This window comes from Bacillus sp. XT-4 (assembly GCF_050864245.1).
GTDB lineage: Bacteria > Bacillota > Bacilli > Bacillales > Bacillaceae > Bacillus > Bacillus altitudinis.
The window spans coordinates 942,677-967,643 of record NZ_JBPAFI010000001.1 but is presented as its reverse complement, the minus strand read 5'-3'; the positions used below and the strand labels follow the sequence as shown (position 1 = coordinate 967,643).

General features: G+C 41.4%; 30 protein-coding genes, 1 pseudogene and 1 riboswitch. Of the genes and pseudogenes, 18 read left to right on the top strand and 13 right to left on the bottom strand.

Annotation, left to right across the window (positions count from 1 at the left end):
* Positions 1-57 precede the first annotated feature (57 nt).
* Together ACRRMM_RS05075 and menC are read left to right on the top strand one after the other, a co-directional pair.
* Positions 58-1,518, top strand: a complete 1,461-nt coding sequence (locus tag ACRRMM_RS05075) for an o-succinylbenzoate--CoA ligase (RefSeq protein ID WP_428828571.1) — start codon at positions 58-60, stop codon at positions 1,516-1,518.
* On the top strand, positions 1,505-2,629 hold the full coding sequence (menC, locus tag ACRRMM_RS05070) for an o-succinylbenzoate synthase (protein ID WP_017358377.1): 1,125 nt from the start codon (positions 1,505-1,507) through the stop codon (positions 2,627-2,629). Before ACRRMM_RS05075 ends, menC begins: the two co-directional genes overlap by 14 nt.
* A gap of 105 nt (positions 2,630-2,734) precedes the next feature.
* Here menC and ACRRMM_RS05065 read toward each other — a convergent pair whose 3' ends face one another.
* The 4 genes from ACRRMM_RS05065 to ACRRMM_RS05050 all read right to left on the bottom strand — a co-directional run bounded on the left by ACRRMM_RS05065 (position 2,735) and on the right by ACRRMM_RS05050 (position 5,579).
* Entirely contained in the window at positions 2,735-2,926 is a 192-nt protein-coding gene (locus ACRRMM_RS05065; protein ID WP_017358376.1) for a hypothetical protein, read from the bottom strand.
* Between the two features lie 25 nt (positions 2,927-2,951).
* Positions 2,952-3,110 (bottom strand): DUF1540 domain-containing protein, encoded by a 159-nt coding sequence (locus ACRRMM_RS05060; RefSeq protein WP_008360682.1) that lies wholly within the window; start codon positions 3,108-3,110, stop codon positions 2,952-2,954.
* Between the two features lie 68 nt (positions 3,111-3,178).
* Positions 3,179-4,225, bottom strand: coding sequence for a cytochrome d ubiquinol oxidase subunit II (locus tag ACRRMM_RS05055; protein WP_169476099.1), 1,047 nt, complete (start codon positions 4,223-4,225; stop codon positions 3,179-3,181).
* A gap of 22 nt (positions 4,226-4,247) precedes the next feature.
* A complete protein-coding gene (locus ACRRMM_RS05050) occupies positions 4,248-5,579 on the bottom strand; it encodes a cytochrome ubiquinol oxidase subunit I (protein ID WP_017358375.1) in 1,332 nt (443 codons plus the stop codon).
* 175 nt (positions 5,580-5,754) lie between these two features.
* Between ACRRMM_RS05050 and ACRRMM_RS05045 the strand changes: the two genes are divergently transcribed.
* Entirely contained in the window at positions 5,755-5,997 is a 243-nt protein-coding gene (locus ACRRMM_RS05045) for a type B 50S ribosomal protein L31 (RefSeq protein WP_017358374.1), read from the top strand.
* Positions 5,998-6,074: 77 nt separating this feature from the next.
* On the opposite strand, the gene ACRRMM_RS05040 is transcribed toward ACRRMM_RS05045, so the two are convergent.
* The gene (locus ACRRMM_RS05040; protein ID WP_017358373.1) at positions 6,075-7,067 is read right to left on the bottom strand and encodes a metal ABC transporter solute-binding protein, Zn/Mn family; all 993 of its coding nucleotides are present in this window, start codon (positions 7,065-7,067) and stop codon (positions 6,075-6,077) included.
* A 213-nt stretch (positions 7,068-7,280) separates the two neighbouring features.
* On the opposite strand from ACRRMM_RS05040, the gene ACRRMM_RS05035 reads away from it, so the two are divergent.
* Positions 7,281-7,847 carry a beta-class carbonic anhydrase gene (locus tag ACRRMM_RS05035; RefSeq protein WP_017358372.1) on the top strand — a complete coding sequence of 189 codons (567 nt, stop codon included), beginning with the start codon at positions 7,281-7,283 and terminating at the stop codon, positions 7,845-7,847.
* Position 7,848: 1 nt separating this feature from the next.
* Here the strand turns inward: ACRRMM_RS05035 and yidD are convergent, their stop codons facing one another.
* The gene (gene yidD / locus ACRRMM_RS05030; RefSeq protein ID WP_008342933.1) at positions 7,849-8,073 is read right to left on the bottom strand and encodes a membrane protein insertion efficiency factor YidD; all 225 of its coding nucleotides are present in this window, start codon (positions 8,071-8,073) and stop codon (positions 7,849-7,851) included.
* Positions 8,074-8,201: 128 nt separating this feature from the next.
* Between yidD and ACRRMM_RS05025 the strand changes: the two genes are divergently transcribed.
* Together ACRRMM_RS05025 and ACRRMM_RS05020 are read left to right on the top strand one after the other, a co-directional pair.
* Positions 8,202-8,675 carry an S-ribosylhomocysteine lyase gene (locus ACRRMM_RS05025; protein WP_008342935.1) on the top strand — a complete coding sequence of 158 codons (474 nt, stop codon included), beginning with the start codon at positions 8,202-8,204 and terminating at the stop codon, positions 8,673-8,675.
* Positions 8,676-8,797: 122 nt separating this feature from the next.
* Complete coding sequence (locus tag ACRRMM_RS05020) at positions 8,798-9,235, top strand: FixH family protein (protein ID WP_017358371.1); 438 nt, start codon at positions 8,798-8,800, stop codon at positions 9,233-9,235.
* 8 nt (positions 9,236-9,243) lie between these two features.
* Here the strand turns inward: ACRRMM_RS05020 and ytzI are convergent, their stop codons facing one another.
* Positions 9,244-9,390, bottom strand: coding sequence for a YtzI protein (ytzI, locus tag ACRRMM_RS05015; RefSeq protein ID WP_017358370.1), 147 nt, complete (start codon positions 9,388-9,390; stop codon positions 9,244-9,246).
* Positions 9,391-9,521: 131 nt separating this feature from the next.
* On the opposite strand from ytzI, the gene ACRRMM_RS05010 reads away from it, so the two are divergent.
* From ACRRMM_RS05010 to ACRRMM_RS04995, 4 genes are all read left to right on the top strand, one after another.
* Entirely contained in the window at positions 9,522-9,959 is a 438-nt protein-coding gene (locus ACRRMM_RS05010) for a Dps family protein (RefSeq protein WP_056705413.1), read from the top strand.
* 124 nt (positions 9,960-10,083) lie between these two features.
* The gene (locus tag ACRRMM_RS05005) at positions 10,084-10,275 is read left to right on the top strand and encodes a hypothetical protein (RefSeq protein WP_008342942.1); all 192 of its coding nucleotides are present in this window, start codon (positions 10,084-10,086) and stop codon (positions 10,273-10,275) included.
* Positions 10,276-10,432: 157 nt separating this feature from the next.
* Positions 10,433-10,837, top strand: a complete 405-nt coding sequence (locus ACRRMM_RS05000; RefSeq protein WP_008342944.1) for a phage holin family protein — start codon at positions 10,433-10,435, stop codon at positions 10,835-10,837.
* A gap of 43 nt (positions 10,838-10,880) precedes the next feature.
* Complete coding sequence (locus tag ACRRMM_RS04995) at positions 10,881-11,189, top strand: hypothetical protein (protein ID WP_017358369.1); 309 nt, start codon at positions 10,881-10,883, stop codon at positions 11,187-11,189.
* A gap of 205 nt (positions 11,190-11,394) precedes the next feature.
* Here the strand turns inward: ACRRMM_RS04995 and ACRRMM_RS04990 are convergent.
* Together ACRRMM_RS04990 and ACRRMM_RS04985 are read right to left on the bottom strand one after the other, a co-directional pair.
* Positions 11,395-12,176 (bottom strand): annotated as a pseudogene (locus tag ACRRMM_RS04990) (AIM24 family protein).
* A gap of 22 nt (positions 12,177-12,198) precedes the next feature.
* The gene (locus ACRRMM_RS04985; RefSeq protein ID WP_144684200.1) at positions 12,199-12,852 is read right to left on the bottom strand and encodes a TerD family protein; all 654 of its coding nucleotides are present in this window, start codon (positions 12,850-12,852) and stop codon (positions 12,199-12,201) included.
* 246 nt (positions 12,853-13,098) lie between these two features.
* On the opposite strand from ACRRMM_RS04985, the gene ytkD reads away from it, so the two are divergent.
* Positions 13,099-13,575, top strand: coding sequence for an RNA deprotection pyrophosphohydrolase (gene ytkD, locus ACRRMM_RS04980; protein WP_008342951.1), 477 nt, complete (start codon positions 13,099-13,101; stop codon positions 13,573-13,575).
* A 30-nt stretch (positions 13,576-13,605) separates the two neighbouring features.
* On the opposite strand, the gene ACRRMM_RS04975 is transcribed toward ytkD, so the two are convergent.
* Genes ACRRMM_RS04975 through ACRRMM_RS04965 form a run of 3 tightly spaced genes read right to left on the bottom strand, consistent with a single transcriptional unit; the run spans position 13,606 to position 16,174 of the window.
* Positions 13,606-14,352, bottom strand: a complete 747-nt coding sequence (locus ACRRMM_RS04975; protein ID WP_370648334.1) for an ABC transporter permease — start codon at positions 14,350-14,352, stop codon at positions 13,606-13,608.
* 34 nt (positions 14,353-14,386) lie between these two features.
* Entirely contained in the window at positions 14,387-15,157 is a 771-nt protein-coding gene (locus ACRRMM_RS04970; RefSeq protein WP_046527567.1) for an ABC transporter ATP-binding protein, read from the bottom strand.
* 15 nt (positions 15,158-15,172) lie between these two features.
* On the bottom strand, positions 15,173-16,174 hold the full coding sequence (locus tag ACRRMM_RS04965; RefSeq protein ID WP_046527566.1) for an ABC transporter substrate-binding protein: 1,002 nt from the start codon (positions 16,172-16,174) through the stop codon (positions 15,173-15,175).
* 173 nt (positions 16,175-16,347) lie between these two features.
* Here ACRRMM_RS04965 and ACRRMM_RS04960 point away from each other — a divergent pair, with 173 nt between their 5' ends.
* Genes ACRRMM_RS04960 through ACRRMM_RS04935 form a run of 6 tightly spaced genes read left to right on the top strand, consistent with a single transcriptional unit; the run spans position 16,348 to position 21,484 of the window.
* A complete protein-coding gene (locus ACRRMM_RS04960; protein ID WP_017358367.1) occupies positions 16,348-17,076 on the top strand; it encodes a carotenoid biosynthesis protein in 729 nt (242 codons plus the stop codon).
* Positions 17,045-17,791, top strand: a complete 747-nt coding sequence (locus ACRRMM_RS04955) for a lysophospholipid acyltransferase family protein (protein WP_144684198.1) — start codon at positions 17,045-17,047, stop codon at positions 17,789-17,791. The genes ACRRMM_RS04960 and ACRRMM_RS04955 overlap by 32 nt, the downstream gene beginning before the upstream one ends.
* The gene (locus tag ACRRMM_RS04950) at positions 17,776-18,903 is read left to right on the top strand and encodes a glycosyltransferase (RefSeq protein WP_144684196.1); all 1,128 of its coding nucleotides are present in this window, start codon (positions 17,776-17,778) and stop codon (positions 18,901-18,903) included. Before ACRRMM_RS04955 ends, ACRRMM_RS04950 begins: the two co-directional genes overlap by 16 nt.
* Positions 18,900-20,381, top strand: coding sequence for a phytoene desaturase family protein (locus tag ACRRMM_RS04945; protein ID WP_428828570.1), 1,482 nt, complete (start codon positions 18,900-18,902; stop codon positions 20,379-20,381). The genes ACRRMM_RS04950 and ACRRMM_RS04945 overlap by 4 nt, the downstream gene beginning before the upstream one ends.
* A 26-nt stretch (positions 20,382-20,407) precedes the next feature.
* Positions 20,408-21,202 (top strand): alpha/beta hydrolase family protein, encoded by a 795-nt coding sequence (locus ACRRMM_RS04940; protein ID WP_008342969.1) that lies wholly within the window; start codon positions 20,408-20,410, stop codon positions 21,200-21,202.
* 39 nt (positions 21,203-21,241) lie between these two features.
* Complete coding sequence (locus tag ACRRMM_RS04935) at positions 21,242-21,484, top strand: DUF2584 domain-containing protein (protein WP_017358362.1); 243 nt, start codon at positions 21,242-21,244, stop codon at positions 21,482-21,484.
* Positions 21,485-21,524: 40 nt separating this feature from the next.
* Here ACRRMM_RS04935 and pckA read toward each other — a convergent pair whose 3' ends face one another.
* The gene (pckA, locus tag ACRRMM_RS04930; RefSeq protein WP_019743681.1) at positions 21,525-23,111 is read right to left on the bottom strand and encodes a phosphoenolpyruvate carboxykinase (ATP); all 1,587 of its coding nucleotides are present in this window, start codon (positions 23,109-23,111) and stop codon (positions 21,525-21,527) included.
* 227 nt (positions 23,112-23,338) lie between these two features.
* Positions 23,339-23,472, top strand: a riboswitch (SAM riboswitch).
* A gap of 195 nt (positions 23,473-23,667) precedes the next feature.
* On the opposite strand from pckA, the gene metK reads away from it, so the two are divergent.
* A complete protein-coding gene (metK, locus tag ACRRMM_RS04925; RefSeq protein WP_008342973.1) occupies positions 23,668-24,870 on the top strand; it encodes a methionine adenosyltransferase in 1,203 nt (400 codons plus the stop codon).
* Positions 24,871-24,967 lie beyond the last annotated feature (97 nt).

The following is a 24,967-nucleotide window of genomic DNA, read 5'->3' as shown; positions in this document are numbered from 1 at the left end:
ATGAAAACAGCTTAGTGCATCAGACTGAGCTGTTTTCTTTTATGAAAAGGAGGTGTCATGATGAAGCAACCGAATTGGCTGCTGCACCGTGCGTATTTAACGCCAGACCGGGTCGCACTCATTTATCAAGACAACGAGTGGACATTTCGTGATTTAGCGAATGATGTAGACCAACTTGCAAATCGACTGACACGTGCATCTTTTAAAAAAGGGGATACGGTTGCGATTTTAATGAACAACCATCCTCACATGGTCATGCTTGTTCACGCTTGTTTTTTATTAGGCTTCAAGATTGTGTTATTGAACAATAAGTTAACAAAAGCAGAGAGACGTTTTCAGCTGAAAGATGCGAAAGTCATGGCTTTATTAACAGAGCCTGCATATGCAAATGAGCATAATGGTGATTTACCTGTTTATACAATAGAGACTTTACCTGATGCAGATCATGATATGGAAAAGAAGGTCGTACATGATATTGATTTAAATGAGACGGCGACTATTATGTATACATCTGGAACGACAGGACGCCCTAAAGGGGTGGAGCAAACGTTTGGCAATCATTTTCATAGTGCTGTTTCCTCGGCATTGAATTTAGGGATCAGGGAGGACGACCGCTGGCTCATTGCCTTGCCTCTTTTTCATATAAGCGGTTTATCCGCTATATTTAAATCTGTCATATACGGTATGACTGTCGTGCTTCATCAAAAGTTTGATGTCGATGAAGTCAAGGATGCTATTGAACAGCATCGAGTGACGATGTTGTCAGTTGTACAAACCATGCTGTCCCGTTTATTAAGTGGACTTGAAGAATGTCCGTCTTCTTTGCGCTGCCTGCTGTTAGGCGGAGGCCCTGCGCCTTATGCGATGCTTCAAGAGAGTAAGGAGAAAGGATTTCCTGTGTTTCAATCGTACGGTATGACGGAGACCTGCTCACAAATTGTGACACTTGCGCCCGAATTTAGTGTGGAAAAGCTTGGATCAGCGGGAAAGCCCCTTTTTGGGTGTGAATTAAAGATTCAAGATGAGAACCGTCCGTGTCGTCCTTTTGAGCATGGTGAAATCATGGTAAAAGGTGCAAATGTCATGAAAGGCTACCTTTATCGTCAAGAGGCAACAGCTGCTGCATTTGAGCAGGGCTGGCTGAAAACGGGTGATATTGGCTATGTAGATGAGGACGGATTCTTATTTGTGCTTGATCGGCGGTCAGACTTAATTATTTCTGGCGGAGAAAATATTTATCCAGCAGAAATTGAAGCAGTTCTTTTAACACATCCAAATGTAAAGGAAGCCGGAGTGACGGGTATGTATGATAAAAAATGGGGAGAGGTACCTGCTGCCTTCCTTGTGACACATGAGCAGATTCCGGAGAATGAGCTCTATGCTTTATGTCAGTCGCAATTAGCCAAGTATAAATGGCCCGCCGCTTTTCACTTTGTGGATGAGCTGCCAAGGAATGCGTCGAATAAATTGCAGAGGCACAGACTCAAATCAAAGGGGTTTTTAGATGATTCAAATTGAACGTGTGATCTTATATCATGTCACGATGAAACTCAAACAGCCGTTTACAACGAGCCTTGGGACCATTTCAGAGCGTGAGTTTATTATTGTCGAGGTCAAAGATCAAACAGGATTAACTGGATGGGGAGAGGTATCTGCCTTCTCTTCTCCGTGGTATACAGAAGAAACCATCGAGACCTGCTATCACATGCTGAGGGCTTTCTTTATCCCGAACGTGCTGACCCGATCTTTTACACATCCTTCGGACATACCAGACAGCTTGTACCATTTTAAAGGCAATAGAATGGCCAAAGCGGGAATTGAGGCAGCTGTGTGGGATATTTATGCGAAGCGAGAAAATAAGTCCTTACGTGACGTCTTAGGCGGTACTAGAGATAGAATTCCATCTGGTGTCGTTGCGGGGTTAGGACCAGTAGATGATATGATTCAGCAAATCGAGCAGTTTGTTGATCAAGGCTATCAGCGTGTGAAAGTGAAGATTAAGCCGGGACAAGATATTGGACTTCTACAAAAGATAAGAGAGTCTTTCCCTCACCTTCCGTTAATGGCGGATGCAAACTCTGCTTATGAATTAAAAGATATTAGCAAACTGAAGCAGCTCGACGATATTCGTTTATTAATGATTGAACAGCCATTAGCCGCAGATGACATTGTCGATCATCGGCATTTGCAAAAGCATTTAAAAACACCAATCTGTTTGGATGAAAGTATTTGTTCTTTAGATGATGCGAGAAAAGCTGTAGAACTTGGAAGCTGTCAGATTATTAATGTGAAGCCTTCACGAGTTGGAGGGCTGACTGAAGCTCTTAAGATTCATGCGTTCTGCAAGGAGCAGCAGATTCCGTTATGGTGCGGGGGGATGATTGAAACAGGCATTTCTCGCGCGCAAAACGTGGCACTTGCATCACTTCCGCAATTTACGATTCCTGGGGATATTTCAGCATCGTCGAAATATTGGGAGCAGGATATCATTTTTCCTGAAATCAAAGTTGAAAATGGGTTTATTGAGGTGCCTCGTTCTCCAGGTATGGGCGTAGAAGTTGATTATCAAGCGCTTCGTTCTTTCTCAGATAAAATTGATGTGTTTACAAAACATGATTTTGTGAAATGAAAACGAATGAATAGCCATTTGCACCATCCATAGAACCACTGTATAGTTGAGGAAAGTTTTTCCTTCCTGTCTGAACAAAAAGAAAGAGCGGTCATCCGCTCTTTCTTACTCTTCTACAAGCCCGCTGTCGTAAGCAAGCTGTCCAATATACTGATGCATGTCATTGGGCATGTCGGAAACATGTCCGTATTCATAATCCCAAAGATTTAAAAAGGAGTGAGCTGCTTGATAAAATGCAGCCTCGTCCGCGTCCTGAATTTCTTCAAGAAACGTTTGAGCAAGCCGATCGTTTTTCAAAGCGAAGCGCCTCCTTTAATGAGACTTAAAGGTCTTGAGGTTTAAACGTTTTACAGTCAGTTTCTTCACTTTTCTCAGCCGTATTTCCTGTATGGCTGACGACATAAATTGCATCTGCACCACAACGATTTCCAGCATTCCAGTAGGAACAGTTGTTTACTTCACAAAGGATTTTTTGACTCATACAGATGACCTCCTTTTGAGTATGTCTTTCATCTATAATGTAACCGAAGTAAGGGGCGTTCATTCATGTTAATCTTCCTGACGAATATAACGCTTATCTTTCATAAACAATTTCCAGAAGAAGTAGAACCCAGGGAATAGGATGATAAACCCTACAATATACGTAATAAATAATGCCCTAAATGTGACGGGATCTGTAAACCCAGACATGATGGTAATATCAGGATAGGCCATATAGGGCAAATGCGCATGTCCATACACATAGCTTGCTAAGAAATATTGAATTGTAATGGCGATAACCGCTAAACGTGGTCTCCCTTTCCGATGTTTAAAGCGACTGTTTGGTAAAAATAGAGCCAAACCTGCAAGCAAAAACATGAGTAGAGAAACAAGAAGGATCGGGATGTTCTGCATCATTTTTGTGAACAGCCAATTGGCCTCACTTCTCAGTGTGAGCATGATAAAGAAAGCCATCATGAGAGAAAGTGGACCCGTAATCAGTGCTCCTCTTCTATAAATGTTATAAGCCTCATCTTCGTTTGCAACATTAGAAAAATCAGCTAAAAGCAAAGATGAGAGGAAAAGGGTACTGAAAATCGCAAAACCTACGAAAGAATAGACATTTGCGCTTGTAAAGACCAATCCTAAATCTAATGAGTAGACATTATTCTCCTGAAAGATGAATCCACCATGTGTAATGGGGAGAACCATGATGAGAATGGACGGAATAATAAAGCCGCTAATTCCTGAAATATATGTAACGGCTTTTCTATATTTTTTAGGCAGTGAATGAGAGAAGACGAGAAATCCGCTTCGCAGTGCAAGAAGCAATAAAATAATGCTGCCGGGTATTAATAGAACAGTGCCTAGCACAAATGTTGCACCTGGAAACAGGCTAAACAAGGCAACGACGATGGCTACAATGAACACGTTAGTTACTTCCCAAGTTGGAGAAAGATACTTATTTGCGATATTTGCGGCCTTTGTCTGCTCTTTGTTCATGTAAATCATTGACCAAAATCCTGCACCGAAATCCATTGATGCCATCACTGCATAGATAAACACGAATCCCCATAAGATGGTGATTGCAATGAGTGCATCAGTTGTTACATCCATTTGCATCAAGATCGCTCCCTTTTTAAGATTCTGTTAACCGTAAGTCTTCTTCAATTGAATGTTTTCTAAAGTAGTACGTCAGTACAATCACAGTTGCGATGCCTAAAATGAGATAGACAATGGCAAAAAGGATGAAAAGTGTACCGATAGATCCTGATGATGTGACGACTTCAGAGGTTTTGAGCATTCGATAAATCACCCATGGCTGACGGCCTGTACAGGCAAAGATCCAGCCAAATTCAATCGCCAAAAGACTAAGAGGCCCGCCAAATAAATAAAGGACAAGCAGCCATTTTGGATAATGGTCGCGTTTTAAAATTTTGCGGTAAAACAGTGCTAACACAGCAAAGAAAATGAGCAATGAGCCGATAATGACCATTCCGTTAAATAATGTGTGAATAAATAAAGGCGGCCACTCGTCCCTAGGAAAATCATTTAACCCTTTAACCACAGTATCAAAGCTATTTCCTGCAAGAAAACTAAGTGCCCAAGGGATTTCGATAGCTCCTTTGATTTCTTGCGTATTGGCATCAGTAAAACCGCCAATGGCCAGAGGCGCATGTGATTGCGTTTCAAATAAACCTTCAGCACCCGCTAATTTTTCAGGCTGATATTCATATAGAAGCTGAGCTGATTCGTGACCGTTTAAGGCTGTGAGAAAAGAGAAAAGTCCGCCTACAATCAGTCCAAGAAAAAGGGCTTTTCGATGAAAGGTATAGAGCTTTTCGTTTTTTCTTGTTTTCAACATTTTAAATGCAGCGACAGAAGCAATGACAAAAGCGCCTGTTGTAAAAGCAGACAGTACGACGTGAGTAGCAGTTACAACAAAACTAGGATTGAAAAATGCCTTCCAAGGTTCGATATTCGTTATTTCTCCATTGACCATTTGAAAGCCAGCGGGTGTTCCTTCAAAAGCATGTACGTTTGTAATGAGAATCGCTGAAGCTGCTGCACCAATGACAACGAAAATAACGGTAATGATGCGCATGGCTGGTGATAAACGATCTGCTGCGTACACATAAATAGACATAAATAATGCTTCAATAAAGAAAGCATAAATTTCTATTTGAAATGGCAGTGACATGACTTTTCCGATGACCTCCATAAAACCAGGCCATAGAAGGGCAAGCTGCGTACCAGCAATGGTACCGGTTGGAATGGCAACACCTAACAGAACAGCCTGCGCTTTTGTCCATCGTTTGGCCATGATGGCATAATGCGGGTCCTTCGTTTTTTGAAAGATGAGTTCAGCTAACAAAATCATTAGCGGGATGCCTACGCCAAGCGAGGCATAAATAATATGGAAGCCCATTGTTGTGCCGAACAGACTTCTAGCTAAAACGAGATCAGTCAATTTTTTCTCCGCCTTTCTTATCGCATCTCTTTTGATGGTGTTTATTATTCTCCACCATTTTTAGATTATTCTTCCTGACTAAGAAAGCTTGTTTTTTGACAAGTTGTAAAAGAGGGAGTAGAATATAATTATAAAACGTAATCGTTACGTTTTAATGATGAAGGGAGTTTTGACATTGAAAAGAGATATTCATCCAACCTCACATGAAGTTGTATTTATGGACGTAAACAGCGGTTACCGCTTCTTAAGTAGATCAACAAAGACATCACATGAGACCGTAGAGTGGGAAGATGGGAAGACTTATCCTGTCATTAAAGTAGAGACAAGCTCTGATACGCATCCATTTTATACAGGACGCCAGAAATTCGGAGAAAAAGGCGGCAGAGCGGAGCAGTTTAAGAAAAAATACCAAATGTAGACAAAGAAACACACCTGATCATGGTGTGTTTTTTTGTGCATTAAAAAACCCCGGCTGATCGCACGGGGTTCAAGAATTCATTCAACATTTAAAGCTGTTTTTAATGTGTTTAAATTTTGTTTCATTAAGCTGACATAGCTTTCGCCATTTTTAGCATCATCTTCTGTAATGGATTCTAGATTTTTCAGTGTAAGGCTCTTTGCCCCAATTTCACTGCGAATCGTATCTGATACTTTACTGCTGACGTTATTTTCAAAAATGACATACTTGATGTGATGCTTTTCTGCCTGTTGTACGATATTTTCAAGCTGTTTTTGGGAAGGCTCTTCAGAAGCAGAGAGTCCTAGTACACTGATTTGCTCAATGCCATAGCGTTTTTCCCAGTAGCCGTATGCTGCGTGAGAAACAAGAATTTCTTTATGTTTTGCTTTAGATAACGTTGTTTTGAATTCCTGATCTAACGATTGTAATTCTTTTTTTAGTGATTCATAGTTTTTTGTGTATTCGTCTTTATGATCTGGATCTAGTGAAACGAGTGTGTCTTTAATGTTTTTTGCCATTTGCTGTGCATAAACAGGGTCTAGCCATGCATGGGGATCTTTATCTCCGTGGTCGTGTCCATCATGGTCATGATCTTCACCTTCATGATCGTGATCATGGTCCTCACCTTCTTCATGAGCATGTTCTTCTTGTGTTGATAATAGCTTGATGCCTTCGGCTGCTTTCACTGTTTTCACGCCTTGGTCTTTTAACGTAGAAGCCGTTTTATCAGCAAATGCTTCAGCACCTGTTCCGCTGTAAATAAAGGCATCTCCTTCAGCCATTTCAACCATCGTTTTTGAACTTGGTTCAAAGCTGTGTGCATCTGCATTGGCAGGATACACACTTTGAGCGTTCACGTGAGAGCCGCCAATTTCTTCAGTGAAATCTTGAATAGGGAAGATCGTCGTGTAAATGGTTAATTTCCCGTCTGCTTTTCCTTTTGAAGCATTTGTCCCCGCACTGCTTGAGCAAGCGGCAAGACCGACCGCTAATAAAGCAGCTGTTAAAATAAAAAAGATTTTTTTCATCTAAGAATGTCTCCTCTCAACCTATTAGATAGAAATGATTACGATTTAATGTCCTGAGTTATTGTATCGTAATAATTACGATTTGAAAAGAGGAAAATAAAAAATTTTCATCAGAAGATGTTTCCTCTAAAAAAATAGACGTCAAAACGTGACGAAATTTAAAACATTGTGCTATATTTATTTTTAAAAAAAGAAAAAGGAATGGACAAACTTATGAAACTTTTAGACGAAATCATCGAATATAACCAACAATTTATTGAAGAGAAGCGATATGAAGAGTTTACAACAACGAAGTTTCCACAGAAAAAAGCTGTCATTCTATCATGTATGGATACAAGACTTGTTGAACTGCTTCCACGCGCCATGAACATGAAAAATGGCGATATTAAAATTGTCAAAAGTGCTGGCGCTCTTGTTTCTCACCCATTTGGAAGTATTATGCGAAGCATTTTAGTGGCTGTTTATGAATTGAATGCTGACGAGGTGTACGTCATTGGGCATCACGATTGTGGTATGAGTAAAATAGACAGCGAAACACTCTTAAATAAAGCCATTGAGCGTGGTATTCCAGAAAAACGGATTGAAGTACTGGAATACTCAGGAATCGATTTTCAACAGTGGCTCAAAAGCTTTAGCTCAGTTGAAGAAAGTGTGAAAGACAGTGTATCTGTCGTTAAAAATCATCCGCTTCTTCCATCTGATGTGCCTGTACATGGTCTTGTCATTGATCCTGGAACAGGTAAGCTTGACTTAGTTGTCAATGGTTATGAAGAAAAGTAAGTTATTTTTCCTTTTTAGGCGGGACCGGATCCATGCCTCCAGGATGCAGCGGGTGACATTTTAAAATTCGTTTAATCGTGAGCCAGCCGCCTTTTAAAGCGCCATGCGTTTTGATCGCCTCTAGCCCGTAGTTTGAGCAAGTGGGGTAAAACCTGCAGCTCGGTGGTGTTAGAGGGGAAATGCATTTTTGATAAAAGCGAATGATGCCGATAAAAATTTGTTTCATAGAGGTTCCTCCTTGTCTGTCTTTTCACAGTATAAGAAAAAAGGACAAGGAAGGGAAGTTTTATAAACTAAACTGGTCGGAACAATATGTTATAATATAGGAAATTGCAATTATAGGAGTGGTGATTAATGCCTTCAGTCGAAAGCTTTGAACTTGACCATAATGCTGTAAAAGCACCTTACGTTCGTCATTGCGGCGTTCATAAAGTGGGATCAGATGGGGAAGTGAACAAATTTGATATCCGTTTTTGTCAGCCAAACAAGCAGGCAATGAAACCTGATACGATTCATACATTAGAGCATTTACTTGCGTTTAATATTAGAACACACTCAGAGAAATACGATCATTTTGATATCATTGATATTTCTCCGATGGGCTGCCAGACTGGCTACTATTTAGTTGTCAGCGGTGCACCGACACCAAGAGAGATCGTTGAACTGCTTGATGCAACATTCAAAGATGCAGTGGAAGTAACAGAAATTCCTGCTGCAAATGAAGAGCAGTGCGGTCAAGCGAAGCTTCATGATCTTGAAGGAGCAAAACGTTTAATGCGTTTCTGGCTGTCTCAGGATCAAGAAGAGCTATTAAAAGTATTTGGATAATCAGTAAGATGATGAACCGGACATATTGAATGTCCGGTTTTTTATATGAAATGAAACGAGAGCTGTTAAAATAGGGGATATTTGTTAAAATGGACATGTCAGTAAAAAAGGGGGATACACGAATGCGGAAAATGGTAGGAATCATTTTGATGCTCGCATTACTTAGTGCATGTGGAAACTCGGCAGCGAGCAATGACAAGGGAGAAGTGCCTGAGCTATTAGAAGTCAAACTAACAGGGCCGGAGCAAGTGGAGAAAAATGAAAACGTTATCGTAAAAGCAGCTGTCACATATGGTGATACGCCTGTTGATGATGCAGATGATGTTCAATTTGAAGTGTGGAAAGATGGCGACAAGGATAACAGCAAGATGATTCAGCCAAAGAAAAAGGAGAAAGGTGTATATGAATTGCATACAGCTTTCAAACAAGATGGCCTTTATATCATACAAGTCCATGTGACAGCTAAACAGCAGCATAATATGCCGAAGACAAACATCCATGTAGGTGATGTGAAAAAAGAGAGTTCATCTACTGAAGAAGAAGATACCTCACATCATTGAAAGCGGTTTTATTTTGGGTTAGGACGTTGGTTTGGTTCAGCATCCTGTGGTGAATCGACTTTATGCTTGTAATCATAAGCCTTTGATGTCGTCCACAGTGATAAAAAGACAACGATTGAGATAATGATAAAGCTGATAATCCCAAGTAACAGCATCTAACTCCCTCCTTATTTCCATATTAACATATATTTCATGCGGTCAAAATAGAAGAAAATGATGGCAGGTTTCAGTATAATAAAAAAAGGGTAATCCCATACTAACCGCAACTACATAAGGAGGAATCAACATGTCTGAAAAATTATTAAACGTCGTCAATAAACAAGTAGCAGATTGGACTGTGCTTTACGTAAAATTACATAACTATCACTGGTATGTAAAGGGAAAAGATTTCTTTACACTCCATGAAAAATTCGAGGAATTATATACAGAAACAGCCACTTACATCGATGATTTGGCTGAGCGTATGCTCGCATTAAATGGACAACCTGTTGCGACAATGAAAGAGTGCTTAGAAATTTCTAGCATTCAAGAAGCGGAAGGCAATGAATCAGCCGAGCAAATGGTGAAAAATCTGTATGATGATTTCTCTAATATTGCAGAAGAACTTAAGAAAGGCATGGAGCTGGCTGCAGAAGTAGGCGATGAAACAACAGGTGATATGCTGCTTGCGATTCATCAGTCCATTGAAAAACACAACTGGATGCTAAAAGCATACTTAGGATAAGCGAATGTGAAAGGAATGTCGATCATCAAACAGATCGGCATTCTTTTTTTGTGGATTTGTGACAGACAGCCCATTGAATTGATGGGGCTTTCAGCCGAAGAGAAAAGGGAAGGGAGGGGAGAAGATGTCCTCAATTGCAGGAATGATGAGCCAGCAAGTGGCGAGTATTCAAAAAACACTTAATATCAGTTTATTGAATTCACAGCTTGCCACGAACACAGCCCAAGCCATGGTGATGCTCGATCAAGTGCAGCAGCAGCCTCAAGCTGTTCAGCCCAAAGATTCAGATGCTACGTTTATTGATGTCAGAGTTTAACCAAGAAAGCCGCCGTCACAGGCGGCTCTTTTTATGCGCTTCACGAATTTTTTGAACAGCTAACCATGCCTTTATTTTTTGTCGTCCAAGCTATTCATCAAATGCGGCATATACTATTGAGGTAAGAAGTTCCACTATGAAAGGATGTTGATGCCAAGTGAGCAAGGATTTAGGCATCTTTTCGTTGTTTACAGTCAGTTTGTCGGCAATGGGCTTTCTGTTTGGTGGAGCAGGATATTTACTCATGATATTAGTGACACTCATGGCTATAGAATTAATTTGTTCAAGCCTAAGAGAATCTGTGACTGGACAACTTACGATGAAGCGTTTTTTGACCAGGCTTGTTCGAAAGGTTGTGACGATCTCTTTAATATCCATGGCACATTTCTTCGATGTCATGCTGAAGACTGGGGGGACAATTAAGGATTTAGCGCTCATCTTTTATATTATTTATGAATCGTACCAGATTGTCTCAACAGCCAGAGCTCTCGGAATTCCCATTCCACAGTTGTTTATTGATGTGTTAGACATGATTAAAAATAAATTGCGCAAAAAGCCGTAATTTCTTCATATCTGGTCATACTAAAGCAAAAAGGATGAATCAGATGGCGACACACACATACTATGTATCCGTTCAAGACGGATCAATCTCACAGCACAGAGACGCGGCTGCTTGGCAATTTCAGATAGAAGCAGATGATGACCAAATCTTGCAGTTAAGAGAGTATTTTGATGAACAGTATATGACAGATTGGAAAGGTTTCTTTCGGGCGCATGTTCCATTTCTTGAATATCATTATGATAGTCCAAACGACGAAATGGATAGGAAAAGAAAAGAAATTTACTCGATGATTCATGATCTCGGTAACGAAGAGACAAAGAACTTTATTGAGACCAATGGACTGATGAATTGAAAAAGCATGTAGACAAACCCTCGCATTCTTTGTCAGTCCTGCGTGCTAGTGCTCACGAATGTGAAATTCGCTCCACGCTAGTACTCGTTTTTCCTAGACTGCAAAGGTTTTCTATCACGCTGAAAAGAAGACAAAAGGCTAAAAGAAAGTTCATTTTAGCCTTTTGTCAACGATCTGAAAGCATGTAGAGACATTCTACATGCTTTTATTTTCGAGGCTGTAAGATGCCGCCGATCAGATCACTGATTCCGCCTCTATTTTCCTGCTGTGAGTTGGTGATTTCGTGTGAGGTACTCTGACTCTGGGGTTTGTACCGGTTATCATCTATCCCGACCCGCATTCCAGATGTTCGTTCAGATGGCTGGATAATCACAATTTGGTCCTGTTCATGAAATTCAAACAAGTAGGATTCGCCTGATGTTTGTCCAATGAACGTTTTCCAGTTCACATCTAATTTGACTTTCGGTGCTTTGCCCGTCCAAGCGACAATGGCGTCAGGATCTACACGGCAAGGTGCTTTTAAAATCAGCGGGTTTCCATTTGTTTTGATGGCAACCTGCGCCCCGTGACCTTGATACGAGAGCTTTGAAGTAAACAGCCCTTTCTGTGATAAAATCCCAACGCCTACTGGTGTCACGCCATAGTGACATTCTTCAGTAAAGGCAAGTAAATCTTCACTTTCCACGCTAACATGTTGCCAAGGACCGTTCGGCTCAAGATTGATGACGGTCACATGCTCGCTAGAATCAGCCAAGTAGCAAGTGCCTTGTCCACTCACTTCCATCATCTCAAGGTTTTCACCTGTTAATTTTCTGCTAATATGATTAAATACTTGGCTGACCATATTTCCTTTATTCGTCCCAAGTAATCGTTTACGGTATTGAAATGTACCTTGATCGGCAATCATAGCGCCTTTTTTGGCAAAAAGATCCCGTTGCCTTCTGCTTGTAAAGTCAGTTCTTCGATCGTGTTGAAATGAAATCCCATTTGTGCCAGCTCCTTTCCTTTGTCAAGATGTGAATCCGTAGATGCGGCATAGGTCGTTTAAATCAAGGGTCGTACCTTGTCCTGTTGCGGTAATTTTCCATTCGTTCTCAACTCTCGTTAGTTCAGCACAAATGATGGATGTACAAAATGAATAATCTTCTGTTAACTGAAAGGTACAAATCTCCTGTTGTGTGATTTGATCGGAAAGGCGCAAGTAGGCATTGGTCACCTGTCCAAAATGATGTGCCCGCTCGTGTGCATCATGTATCGTGGCTGTTACGACGATTTTCTGAATATCGGGTGAGACTCTGCTCAGCTGCATAATGATGATCTCATTATCCCGATAGCCTCCGCCGACCTGATGATCACCTAGATGGCGAACAGCTCCATCTAAGCTTTGCTGCTGATGATAATAGATGAGGTGTTTTGGAGACAGAAGCTTGTCCTCTTCATTTAAGAGAAACACTTGCGTATCTAAATCAATTGGCTGACCAGATAAGTCCCAGCCAAGTCCGATTTGAATTTGATCTACATTTGGATTGTCTTTTGTTAAATCTAACTTTTGTCCTTTCATGAGGTGTTTCTTCACTGCCTCAAGAGAAGCGTCTTCTTTCTCATGTTGCCTCATTGGCCATGCTTTGTTATTTTCTTGTTTTGATCCATTTGTGATGCTCATGCTGGTTTCCTCCTCGTCTGTGTAGGACAAACACTTATTGATTTACGTCATCATGGGCAAAAGGTTTCATGATTAAAATGGGATGAGGATGGAGATGATAAAAAGGTTTTAGCAAGAATACTTATTTTACATACAGACGAGATAGAAGCACTCGTTTGTTTCACTTTTCATAAAAATTCTTCAGAGAAATGTGATCTGTGGTATGATGTTTTACAAGAAGCAAGGACAGGATATGAGGGATTTCACATGCATGTATTTAAAGATTATTATCATAATACGGTCAAGCTCTCTTTTGAAGAGCAGCCTTTTTCAAGTCATCCTAAGCATGTTTGGGCTATTTGCCGCTATCAAGGAAAATGGCTACTTACTGAACATGAGGATCGAGGCTACGAGTTTCCAGGAGGGAAAGTAGAGCCAAATGAAGAAGCAGATCAAGCCGCTATACGAGAGATTCACGAAGAGACGGGTGCTGTTGTTCGTGAATTAACGTATATTGGTCAATATCAGGTGCTTGGCAGAGAGAAAGTCATTGTCAAAAATATTTATTTCGCCGATATTGAAAGGCTCGTCAAGCAGGACACGTATTTTGAAACGAAAGGACCCGTTCTTTTCGCAGACTTACCAAGATCCATCGCAAAAAATAAAAATTTCAGTTTTATTATGAAAGATGATGTCTTGAGACAAAGTCTTGCTTATTTAGAAAAGAACGGTTTGATTCGTTAAAAAAAGCGCAGGGAAATGACCCTGTGCTTTTTATTTTTGCAGAAAACGGCGCTCCAGCCATTCAACAAGCTGATACATGATGGTGGCGAAGACGGCGATAATGAAAAGACTTAAGAACACGAGTGTAAAGTTGAAGACTTGAAAGCCATAGATGATCATATAGCCGAGTCCTTTTGAGGATACAAGGAATTCTCCCACAATGACCCCAACCCAAGAAAGACCAACATTGACCTTAATGGCAGAGATCATCGTTGGAATACTTGCTGGCAAAATGACCTCACGGAAGACCGTTCTTTTTTTTGCGCCAAAGGTTTTCATGACTTTTAAATAATTCTCATCGACTTCTTGAAAGGCTGTATAAATGACGATTGTGGTAATGATCACACTGATAATGGCACCCATCGCGACAATGCTGATCATGCCTGGTCCAAGGGCAACAATTAAAATGGGGGCGAGAGCGACTTTCGGCATCGCATTTAAAATAACCAAATAAGGATCAAGGACATTTGCAAGACGGGTGGACCACCATAAGGCGGCGGCTAATAAAATGCCGCAAAAAGTACCAAGTAGAAAGCCGAGCACTGTTTCAAATAGCGTAATGCTCATATGATTGATTAATGAACCATCTGATAATTTTTGTAAAAACAATTGGCAGACAGCAGATGGTGAACTGAAAATGAGCGGGTCAATCAGTCTGAAATGGCTCGCAAGCTCCCAAAGCGAAAAGAAACTGGCGAAAATGATCAACTGGTAGACTCGCGTCATGCGTTTTTCCATTCGAATTTTTTTTCGATAGGCTTCATGTAAAAGATCACTGTGTTTCAACTGTCTTCAGCTCCTTCCAAATCGTTTGAAAGAGCTCTTGGAAACTTGCTGTCTGTCTCGCTTCAAAAGGAGAGAGCGTCCTCAGATCATCTGGAACGGTAAACATTCGCTGGATAGAGCCGGGATGCTTTGAGAATAAGAAAATGCGATCACTCATCGCAATGGCTTCGCCGATGTCATGCGTGACAAGAACAGCCGTTTTTTGATAGTTTTTTAATGTGTGAAAGACGAGGTCTTCTAATGTCAGTTTCGTCTGGTAATCTAGTGCTGAAAATGGCTCATCAAGCAGAAGCAGGCCGGGATCAACTGCAAGCGTTCGGGCGAGAGCCGCACGCTGCCTCATCCCGCCTGACAGCTCCTTCGGGTATTTTTCTTCGACATCATGCAGTCCAAGCTTTGGCAGTAAGCTAAGGGCAGCTGAGGTGGCTTCATGTGAATCTTGTTTTGCAATTTTTAACCCGAGAATGACATTTTCCTTGATCGTTTTCCATGGGAACAAATAATCTTGCTGGAGCATATAACCGATTTGATGCTCCTGTTGATTCGGTTCTTTTCCTTCGATTAAAATTCGACCTTCAGAGGGTGGCGTAATGCCTGCGATGATGGACAGCAAGGTTGTTTTCCCGCAGCCGCTGGGACCAATAAATGAGATGAATTCACCTTGAGTGATCTCCATATTGATGTGTTTGATGGCCGTGGTTTTTTCTTTTAAAGAGAAGTACGTGTGGGTCACATGGTCAATTTGAAGGAAAGACATGTGCTACCTCCTGTTCTATTTGTGATCTGTGACCTTCCTTGCAATGGATGAATCGACAAGTTGTTTGTACGGGATAAATTCCGGTAGTTCACCACTTGCCTTCATGATTTCCTGTAATTTGTTCCATTCCTCTTCATTTAGAAGGGGATCTGTTGCGTAGGAGTTCTGCTGCTTGTAGCGTTTAATGGCTGTTGATAAGACATCAAGGTCTGTATCAGGAAATTGAGATTGGATTGTCTCGGCAATTTCCTCTGGGCTCTTTGCTTTGACCCATTTTTGCGCTTTGTAAATGGCACGAGTAAAGGCTTCAGCTGTCTCTTTGTTTTCCTCTAAGTAACTCTTCTTTGCCATAAAGGTGGTATAAGGCACCTTGCCGGAAGCCTCACCAAAGGAGGCGGTAATGTACCCTTTGCCTTCTTTTTCAATTAAGGAAGCTGTCGGTTCGAATAACTGCACAAAATCGCCAGTTCCAGAGGAAAAAGCACCTGAAATGTTGGCAAAATCAATATTTTGAATCATGCGAAGATCCTGTTTCAAATCAATGCCTTCTTTTTTCAGGACATATTCACCGACCATTTGCGGCATGCCGCCTTTTCGTTGACCGAGAAAGTCCTTTCCTTTCAATTGATCCCAAGAGAATTGATTGATTTTTTCCCTTGAAACAAGAAATGTACCGTCTGTTTGTGTCAGCTGTGCAAAGTTCATGACAGAGTCTTTCGTGTCTTGTGCTTCCACATAAATAGAAGATTCAGATCCGGTCAGAGCGATATCAGCACCGCCGGATAAGAGAGCTGTCATTGTTTTATCGCCGCCCCAAGTGGTTTTTAATTCAACCTCTAAGCCTTCATCTTTGAAAAATCCTTCGGATAGGGCGACATAAAGCGGTGCATAAAAGACCGAATGGGTCACCTCGGCTACTTGTACGGTCTGCTCTTGGTCTTTTTTACAGGCGACAAATGGAATAAAGAGCAGGACAACGAATATGAATGCCAGTCTGACTTTAATGGAACGATTCAAGAGTAATTCGCCTCCTTTGTTCTAGGTCACTAATTAAAGTATGTTAAAAGGGATTTTTGGTGAGTGCCTAGATGAAATAAGAAGCGCATTGTTTATTTATAGAACGTGTCTTTTTTTCTATACTAGAAGCATGAATGTTTTCTTGTATTTGGAAGAAATAAAGGAGCGGTTTCGTGTATAGATTGAGTTGGGTATTTGTTGGTTGGTATGTAGTAGGTCTTATTTTAATGGTCTTTTTTGAAGTGCCGGCATGGCTTCAGTTTGCGAATGGTATCTTTCTTGTGCTTTACGCCTGCTGCGTCATTGAGATTGGCCGAAATATCTACGGGGCATGGAGCTTTGTAATCGTAAGAGCAGCCATTGTGGGTGTGTTGACATTTACAGTTGAATGGGTGGGGATCACAACTGATTTTCCATTTGGGGCCTATGATTATTATCCGACGCTTGGATTTCTTGTGGCGGGAGTGCCTTTGACGATCGCTTTTGCATGGGTTGGTGTGTTTTTAAATAGTCTTTTTTTATCAAGACAACAATCGAAGTGGAAGCGAGCCGTCGAAACGGGTATATGGATTGTACTGCTTGATCTCATATTAGATCCGGTAGCGGCTGAACGAAAGTTTTGGGTGTGGTATGACGGCGGAGGTTTCTTTGGTATCCCTTTTGAGAATTTTGTCAGCTGGGGTATCATTGGAGCAGGACTTTCATTTCTGTTCCCGCTCGTATCCATTGATCAGCAGGCATTGCGCTGGAATGGACGTATTTATCAGGCCATGGTGTTCTTCTTTGGTCTTTTAGCATTAAAGGGCGGGCTGGATGTCATTTTTTATTTAGCACTGATCATTGTCATCTTGTGTGAAGGAAGGGTTCGATTTGAAAGAAAGCGACAAAAACCGATCGTTTAGACGACTCTTTTATTTTTATCTTGAACGATATTTACTGAACAAACATTTTCGCTGTGTCATGATGAAAGGTACGGTTGACCCAAAGGAGAAGCATCCTGTTCTTTATCTCGCTAATCACAGTTCATGGTGGGATGGACTGATCATTTTTCTTTTAATAGAACAAATGTCTGAGCTGGATCATGCCATGATGATGGAAGAGAAGCAGTTGAAGCAATATGCTTTTTTTCAAAAACTTGGTGCATTTCCAGTCCATAAAGAGAAGCTGAAAAGTGTCAAGCAGGCATTAATGACCGCAAAGGAGAAGATGGAGGCTGGCGGGGGTGTGTGGCTCTTCCCGCAGGGGAAAATTATGCACCAAGACATAAGGCCGATTGAACTGGAAGGCGGAGCTTCTTTTTTAGTCAGGCAATTTGAGCAGGTCGTCATAAAACCTGTAACGCTGCATTATACATTTAATCAATTTCAAAAACCAACGGTATCGGTTGAGTTTGGAGAAGATGTCCTAGTAGCTGGCGGATCACTTCGCAGTAAGGAAGTAACAAGTTTACTCGGAGACCTGCTTGAAACACAGTTAAACGCACATCAAGCACAGGTTATTGCTGATCCAGATTTTTCAACAAACGAACAATTTAGGCAGGTAACAAGGACAAGCCGGTCAACTATTGATGCGTTTGATTCCTTTAAAAAGTGGGTGAAAACATGGCGGTCTTCTTAATTGTCATCAGTGTTTTGCTGCTCTGCCAATTGATGTTTACGATTTGGAATATGAAGCAATTTCCTGTACTCAAGCCGGCATCTCTTTCACCTGATGAACGCATTTCATTATCGATCCTCATTCCAGCGAGAAATGAAGAAAAAAGGCTGGAAGCCTGCCTTCAGTCGATTGTTGATCAGCGTCTCCATCCGAAAGAGTTGATCGTGCTGGATGATCACTCGACAGATCAGACGAGAATGATTGCAGAGGGCTTTGCAGAGACATATCCATGGATTCGTGTGCAGTCAGGTCAAGTATTGAAGCGCGGCTGGCTTGGAAAATCATATGCTTGTTCCCAGCTTGCTGAGGCAGCATCTTCTGATTGGCTGTTATTTTTAGATGCAGATGTCCGCTTAAAACAAGGAGCTATTGAAGCGGTGTACAAGCAGTTATGCATACAAAAAACGGGCATGCTTTCAGGTTTCCCAGAGCAAAAAACGGGAACGCCTTTTGAGCATCTTGTCGTTCCTATGATGATGTTTACGATTGGCTGTCATCTGCCAGTGAAGTGGGTCAGAACATCTCAACATCCTGCTTTTGCCGCAGCACATGGCGGCTTTATTGCCATTGAAAAGAACTGTTATCACGAAATAGGTGGTCATGAAGCGATCAAGGATTCTCTTGTGGATGATATGGCTTTGGCTAAACGTGTGAAAACGAAGGGCTTTCCGTTCACACTCGCAAGTATTCATTCTTTTGTCTACATGAGAATGTATGAGAGTGGACAGGAAGTATGGGAAGGATATCGGAAAAATTTGTTCCCGGGAGTGAATCGAAACATTGCTTTGTTAAGCAGTGTCTTTTGTTTATACTCCGTCCTTTATGTAGTTCCTGTTCTTTGCTTTATGATCGCACTGATTCATTTTGATGTGGTCAATCTCTGTTTAGCCCTTCTTTGCTACGGGCTGGGTGTATCCATTAAAGCGGTCATTGATATCGAAAATGGAAGAACGTCTACGATGGCCTTTTTATTGCCTGTCAGTATCATAAGCCTGATGGCCATTGGTTTTGCTTCTATGAAAATTGGGCTGAAAAAAGAAGGCTATGAATGGAAAGGAAGAAGGTACGAATGAAAAAAGTGATCATTATTGGCGGCGGACTTGGCGGGTTATCGGCTGCGATTCGCTTACAGTCACGCGGTTTCCAGGTCACCATTTTAGAAAAAGAAGCTTCTTTAGGCGGGAAATTACAACGCCATCAAGCGTCTGGCTACTCTTTTGATTTAGGACCGAGTACCATTACAATGAAGGCGTATTTTGAGGAAGTATTTACCTCCTGTCATAGACGAATGGAGGATTATGTGACGTTTTATCCGATTTTCCCGCTTACTAAAAACGTTTTTTCAGATGGACATACGGTCGAGTTTACGCCAGATATTGAGCAAATGGAATCACAAATTGCAGTTTTTAGTCCAGAGGATGCAAAGCGATACCGGGCATTTTTACAGGAATCGAAGAAGCTTTTTCAAATGGCAGAGGATCAGTTTTTAAATCGTTTATTATTGACCTGGAAGGATAAAGCGGATGTCAAGCTAATGAAAGCCCTTCTTGCTGTCAAACCTTTTACATCCGTTCAGCGATTGCTGCGTCAATATTTTCGTCATCCTCATACATTGGCGATGTTTGGCCGGTATGCGACTTACATTGGCTCTTCTCCATACGAGGCACCTGCTATTTTTAATATGATGGCTTATTTAGAAGGAGAAAAAGGCATTTATGGTATTAAGGGCGGTACATATCGTTTAGTTGAGGCATTTGAGACACTGGCAAAGGAATTGGGTGTCCAAATTCATCTCAATGAATCAGTTAAAAAGATTCATGTAAAGAATAAGCGAATCCAAGGAGTTGAAACGGATCAGCAGTTATATGAGGCAGATCAAGTCATTGCGGGGGCAGATGCACTGACTGTTTATCGCCAATTAATTGATGAAGAAGACCGTCCGAGCTTTGGAAATCAAAAACTGGCAAACATTGAGCCATCGTTATCAGGTTTTGTTCTTTTGTTGGGCGTCCCTAAAGTCTATGAACAACTGTCTCATCACAACGTGTTTTTTCCAGAGAATTATGAACAAGAATTTAAGGATATTTTTCAGAAAAAACAGCTTCCTCATGATCCGACGCTTTACATCTGTTATTCAGGTCATTCAGAGCCAGCTTTAAGCGGAGGGCCAGGAAGAAGTAACTTGTTTGTATTGGCCAATGCGCCATATGTGACAAAAGAGCAAAATTGGGACATGCTAAAGGAGACATATGGCCAGCATATGAAAACAAAACTAAAGGAAAAGGGTCTCTTTGATCTTGACCAGCTTGTAGAATTTGAAGCGGTACAAACCCCGCTTGATTTACAGCAAAAAACGGGAGCGTATCATGGGGCCATTTATGGCATGTCGTCAAACTCATTCAAGCAGGCATTTTTTCGCATCAATAATCAATCAAAGGATATTGAAGGACTTTGGTTTGTTGGCGGCACAAGTCATCCAGGCGGCGGCACTCCGATGGTGACAAAATCAGGACAGCTCGTCGCAGAAGCCATCATCAAGCATTTGACGTAACACCGAATGAAAAGGAGAGAATTCAAGTGATTGTGGAAAAGAGAAGGTTCCCGTCGCCACATCCGCATATTCACTTATATACAGTGACATATGAGGCCGATGGACTTCGAATGAAGGGGCTGCTCGCTGAACCGGCCGGAGAAGGTCTCTATGACGGTTTTTTATATTTACGCGGCGGCATTAAAAATGTGGGAATGGTTAGACCTGGCCGAATTGTGCAATTTGCTGCGCAAGGGTTTGTCGTCTTTGCGCCCTTCTACCGAGGGAATCAAGGAGGCGAAGGGAACGAGGATTTTGCCGGAGAAGATCGGAAAGATGCATTTGCTGCATTTCAGCTGTTGAAACATCATCAAAAGGTGAAGCAGGAGCGAATTCATATCTTTGGTTTTTCCCGTGGCGGAATTATGGGCATATGGACCGCTGTTGAAATGAAGCATGAGGCCGCTTCCTTTGTGACATGGGGAGGCGTAAGTGATATGAAGCTCACCTATGAAGAACGTGTGGATATGAGAAGAATGATGAAGCGTGTGATAGGAGGTCCTCCGCATAAGGTACCAGAGGCATATGAGGCTAGAACGCCTTTGAATGATGTGCACCAAATTGAAGCACCTGTCTTAATCATTCATGGGGAGCTGGATGAGAATGTATCCATTGAGCATGCGTATTTATTAGAAGATGCACTGCGTCAGCATGGCAAGTCTGTGGAAACATGGTATTTTCACGGATATCATCATTATTTCCCGCCACAGCATAACCGGGAGATTGTCAGACGGCTGACGACATGGATGCACAGCCGAAAAGGCGGAAATGTGGTAAAATAAACGGTAGAAAGAAATATAGAAAGTAGGGGGATTTTCATTATGGGAATGCCTGTTGAATTTAATACAATGATTGTCACAAAAGGAAAAGAGACAAGAATTGAAGAAAATGTGTTTGAGCTCATGAAGGAAGGGTACCGCATTTATCCATTAAATATTCCGCTTGAGGTGCGTAAAACGAAAGACGGAGAAAAAACAGGAACAGCACATGTTGAAAAGCTGGAGCTCACAGACAATATCACGAAGGTAACGTACCGTCTTGTGTCATTGCATTCAACGAACTAAAAAAGCTGAGGGATTCATTCCCTCAGCTTTTTCCTTTTGATTAGACGAGTGGTCCGCCTTTTGCTTCAATATCACTTGCTGCATGGCTGAATTTTTTGAAGTTCTTTTTAAATTCATTTGCAAGGAAGTGTGCTTTTTCTTTGTAAGCCTCTTGATCGTCCCATGTTTTAGCAGGCTGAAGCACTTCATCTGGCACTCCTGGAATATGAAGCGGGATGTGTAATCCGAAGATGTCGTCAGTGATCATTTCAGCGTTATCAAGATCACCTTCGATCGCTGCCTGCACCATTGCTCTTGTATGAGCAAGATTCATTCGTTTGCCCGTACCGTAGCCGCCGCCAGTCCAGCCTGTATTCACAAGGAATACTTTTGCGCCGTGCTCATCGATTTTTTTACCAAGCATTTCAGCATAGACATGAGCAGGAAGTGGCAAGAATGGTGAACCAAAGCAAGTAGAGAACGTTGTTTCTGGTGACGTCACGCCACGCTCAGTTCCCGCTAATTTACTTGTGTAACCGCTCAAGAAGTGGTACATCGCTTGTTCTTTCGTTAAACGGCTGATTGGAGGTAAAACGCCGAATGCATCAGCTGTTAAAAAGACGATAGCAGATGGGTGACCTGCAATACTTGGTTTCACGATGTTATCAATCATTTCGATTGGGTAAGCCGCACGTGTATTTTCAGTAAAGAATGTGTCATCATAATCTGCTTCACGTGTTTCTTCATCAAGTACTACATTTTCAAGCACTGATCCGAAGCTGATGGCTTTGTAAATTTGGGGTTCTTTTTCTTCACTTAAGTTCACGCATTTTGCATAGCATCCGCCTTCAATATTGAACACACCTGTGTTAGACCAGCCGTGCTCATCGTCTCCAATCAGCTTGCGGCTTGCACTTGCAGAAAGCGTCGTTTTTCCAGTACCTGAAAGGCCGAAAAATAAAGCAACATCGCCTTCTTGACCGACGTTAGCAGAGCAGTGCATTGATAAAATATCTTGTTCAGGAAGCAGGTAGTTCATAACAGAGAAAATGGATTTTTTCATCTCTCCTGCATATTCTGTTCCACCGATCAGAATCGTCCGTTTTTCAAAAGAAACGATAATAAACGTTTCAGAGTTTGTGCCATCTGTTTCAGGATCTGCTTTAAAGTGAGGTGCAGATAAGATGGTGAAAGGTTTTTCGTTTGATGAAGGTGTTGATCCATCAGGTCTGATGAATAGCTGCTTTGCAAAGAGATTGTGCCAAGCGAATTCATTTACAACTGTAATTGGCATACGGTATTTTTCGTCAGCACCGGCAAAACCATCAAAGACAAATAGTTCATCACGTTCTTTTAAGTATGACACAACCTTTGTATATAAACGATCAAATGCCTCTTTCGAGATCGGCTGATTGACTTGACCCCAATCAATTTTATGTTCAGAGTTTTCTTCTTTTACGATGAATTTATCTTTAGGCGAACGTCCAGTGTAGGCACCCGTTGTGGCGCGGACAGCACCAGTTGAAGTTAAAACGCCTTCATTACGTGCCAAAATCTTTTCAACAAGTTTCGGAACAGATAAATTTTGGTGCGTATTTTCTAATGAGAGCAATGACTGCAAATCTTCTTTTAAATCCACTGAGTTCATAAAAAAACCCTTCCTTTACCGTTGAATTTGTTTGTTTTGATTAGTATAACACATTGATAATAATAGTCTATACTATTTAAACATTTTTGTGTGTGTTTTTTCATTTCTGCTATGAAAATATGCTTTTTGGTGATGCTAATGATGAGGTGAAAAAAGAGGGGGGATAATTCCTATGAACCATTGACATGACGCAAGGGTTTAAGATAAGATATCTTATTGAACGGATACTCTTATCCCGAGTTGGTGGAGGGACAGGCCCGATGAAGCCCAGCAACCGGTTTCTTATGAAAAGGCATGAACATGCTGAGAAACCAAGGTGCTAACCTGATGCAAGGTACAAGAACACCTTGAGCGATAAGAGTGAAAGGCATGCGATCTCAGACCCTTTCCTCGCAATGAAGGAAATGGTTTTTTTATTTTTGGGATATCATATGAACAAATTGCCAATAACATCTCTAATATAAACATGTTGAAATATAAGAGGGAACGAGTTCCGTATCATATTGGAGGCCTCATCTTGGGATGATGTGGTCTTGTACAGGAGGAAATAGCCATTATGAGTCAAAATCGTCGTTTATTTACTTCAGAATCAGTGACCGAAGGACATCCAGATAAAATCTGTGATCAAATTTCAGACAGCATTTTGGATGAAATTTTAAAGAAAGATCCAAATGCACGTGTTGCCTGTGAAACTTCTGTAACAACCGGTCTCGTATTAGTAAGCGGTGAGATTACAACGTCTACTTATGTTGACATTCCAAAGACGGTGCGTGACACGATTAAGGAAATTGGCTACACACGTGCGAAATATGGTTTTGATGCGGAAACATGTGCGGTTCTTACATCAATTGATGAACAGTCTGCTGATATTGCGCAAGGTGTAGACAAAGCGCTTGAAGCACGTGAAGGAACAATGACTGAAGAAGAAATTGATGCGATCGGTGCAGGTGACCAAGGTCTGATGTTTGGTTTTGCAAATAACGAAACTGAAGAGCTTATGCCACTGCCGATTTCTCTTGCACATAAATTATCTCGCCGTTTAACAGAAGTACGCAAGAATGAAACACTTGCATACCTTCGTCCAGACGGAAAAACTCAAGTAACAGTTGAATATGATGAACAAAACAAACCAGTTCGTATTGATACGGTGGTTATTTCTACACAGCATGCACCAGAAGTGACGCTTGAACAAATTCAAAGCGACTTAAAAGAGCATGTCATCCGCCCTGTCGTTCCAAGTGAACTGATCGATGAAGAAACAAAATACTTCATCAACCCAACAGGCCGCTTTGTTATCGGTGGACCTCAAGGGGATGCTGGTTTAACTGGACGTAAAATCATCGTTGACACTTATGGCGGGTATGCTCGTCACGGTGGCGGTGCTTTCTCTGGTAAGGATGCAACGAAGGTTGACCGTTCTGCAGCATATGCGGCTCGCTATGTAGCGAAAAACATCGTAGCAGCTGGTCTTGCAGATTCATGTGAAGTGCAGCTTGCTTATGCAATTGGTGTTGCACAGCCTGTCTCCATTTCAATTGATACATTTGGAACAGGAAAAGCCTCTGAAGAGAAATTAATTGAAGTGGTACGTGCAAACTTTGATCTTCGTCCAGCTGGCATTATTAAAATGCTTGACTTACGTCGTCCGATCTATAAACAAACCGCTGCATACGGACATTTTGGCCGTCATGACTTGGATCTTCCATGGGAAAAAACGGATAAAGCCGACACGCTTCGCAAGGAAGCATTAGGAGAATAACAACATACAAAACCGCTTATTTTAAGCGGTTTTCCTTTTGATTAAAAAAAATTCTACAAAAAGCGTAAAAATGTGAAACAAAATTGGACAAAAAACT

Bases quoted from the DNA above. Each gene is read 5' to 3' on its own strand.
- ACRRMM_RS05075 (WP_428828571.1), top strand. From the start codon at position 58: ATGATGAAGCAACCGAATTGGCTGCTGCACCGTGCGTATTTAACGCCA.
- menC (WP_017358377.1), top strand. From the start codon at position 1,505: ATGATTCAAATTGAACGTGTGATCTTATATCATGTCACGATGAAACTC.
- ACRRMM_RS05060 (WP_008360682.1), bottom strand. From the start codon at position 3,110: ATGAGTCAAAAAATCCTTTGTGAAGTAAACAACTGTTCCTACTGGAAT.
- ACRRMM_RS05055 (WP_169476099.1), bottom strand. From the start codon at position 4,225: ATGGATGTAACAACTGATGCACTCATTGCAATCACCATCTTATGGGGA.
- ACRRMM_RS05040 (WP_017358373.1), bottom strand. From the start codon at position 7,067: ATGAAAAAAATCTTTTTTATTTTAACAGCTGCTTTATTAGCGGTCGGT.
- ACRRMM_RS05035 (WP_017358372.1), top strand. From the start codon at position 7,281: ATGAAACTTTTAGACGAAATCATCGAATATAACCAACAATTTATTGAA.
- yidD (WP_008342933.1), bottom strand. From the start codon at position 8,073: ATGAAACAAATTTTTATCGGCATCATTCGCTTTTATCAAAAATGCATT.
- ACRRMM_RS05025 (WP_008342935.1), top strand. From the start codon at position 8,202: ATGCCTTCAGTCGAAAGCTTTGAACTTGACCATAATGCTGTAAAAGCA.
- ACRRMM_RS05020 (WP_017358371.1), top strand. From the start codon at position 8,798: ATGCGGAAAATGGTAGGAATCATTTTGATGCTCGCATTACTTAGTGCA.
- ytzI (WP_017358370.1), bottom strand. From the start codon at position 9,390: ATGCTGTTACTTGGGATTATCAGCTTTATCATTATCTCAATCGTTGTC.
- ACRRMM_RS05010 (WP_056705413.1), top strand. From the start codon at position 9,522: ATGTCTGAAAAATTATTAAACGTCGTCAATAAACAAGTAGCAGATTGG.
- ACRRMM_RS05005 (WP_008342942.1), top strand. From the start codon at position 10,084: ATGTCCTCAATTGCAGGAATGATGAGCCAGCAAGTGGCGAGTATTCAA.
- ACRRMM_RS04995 (WP_017358369.1), top strand. From the start codon at position 10,881: ATGGCGACACACACATACTATGTATCCGTTCAAGACGGATCAATCTCA.
- ACRRMM_RS04985 (WP_144684200.1), bottom strand. From the start codon at position 12,852: ATGAGCATCACAAATGGATCAAAACAAGAAAATAACAAAGCATGGCCA.
- ytkD (WP_008342951.1), top strand. From the start codon at position 13,099: ATGCATGTATTTAAAGATTATTATCATAATACGGTCAAGCTCTCTTTT.
- ACRRMM_RS04975 (WP_370648334.1), bottom strand. From the start codon at position 14,352: ATGGAAAAACGCATGACGCGAGTCTACCAGTTGATCATTTTCGCCAGT.
- ACRRMM_RS04970 (WP_046527567.1), bottom strand. From the start codon at position 15,157: ATGTCTTTCCTTCAAATTGACCATGTGACCCACACGTACTTCTCTTTA.
- ACRRMM_RS04950 (WP_144684196.1), top strand. From the start codon at position 17,776: ATGGCGGTCTTCTTAATTGTCATCAGTGTTTTGCTGCTCTGCCAATTG.
- ACRRMM_RS04945 (WP_428828570.1), top strand. From the start codon at position 18,900: ATGAAAAAAGTGATCATTATTGGCGGCGGACTTGGCGGGTTATCGGCT.
- ACRRMM_RS04935 (WP_017358362.1), top strand. From the start codon at position 21,242: ATGGGAATGCCTGTTGAATTTAATACAATGATTGTCACAAAAGGAAAA.
- pckA (WP_019743681.1), bottom strand. From the start codon at position 23,111: ATGAACTCAGTGGATTTAAAAGAAGATTTGCAGTCATTGCTCTCATTA.
- metK (WP_008342973.1), top strand. From the start codon at position 23,668: ATGAGTCAAAATCGTCGTTTATTTACTTCAGAATCAGTGACCGAAGGA.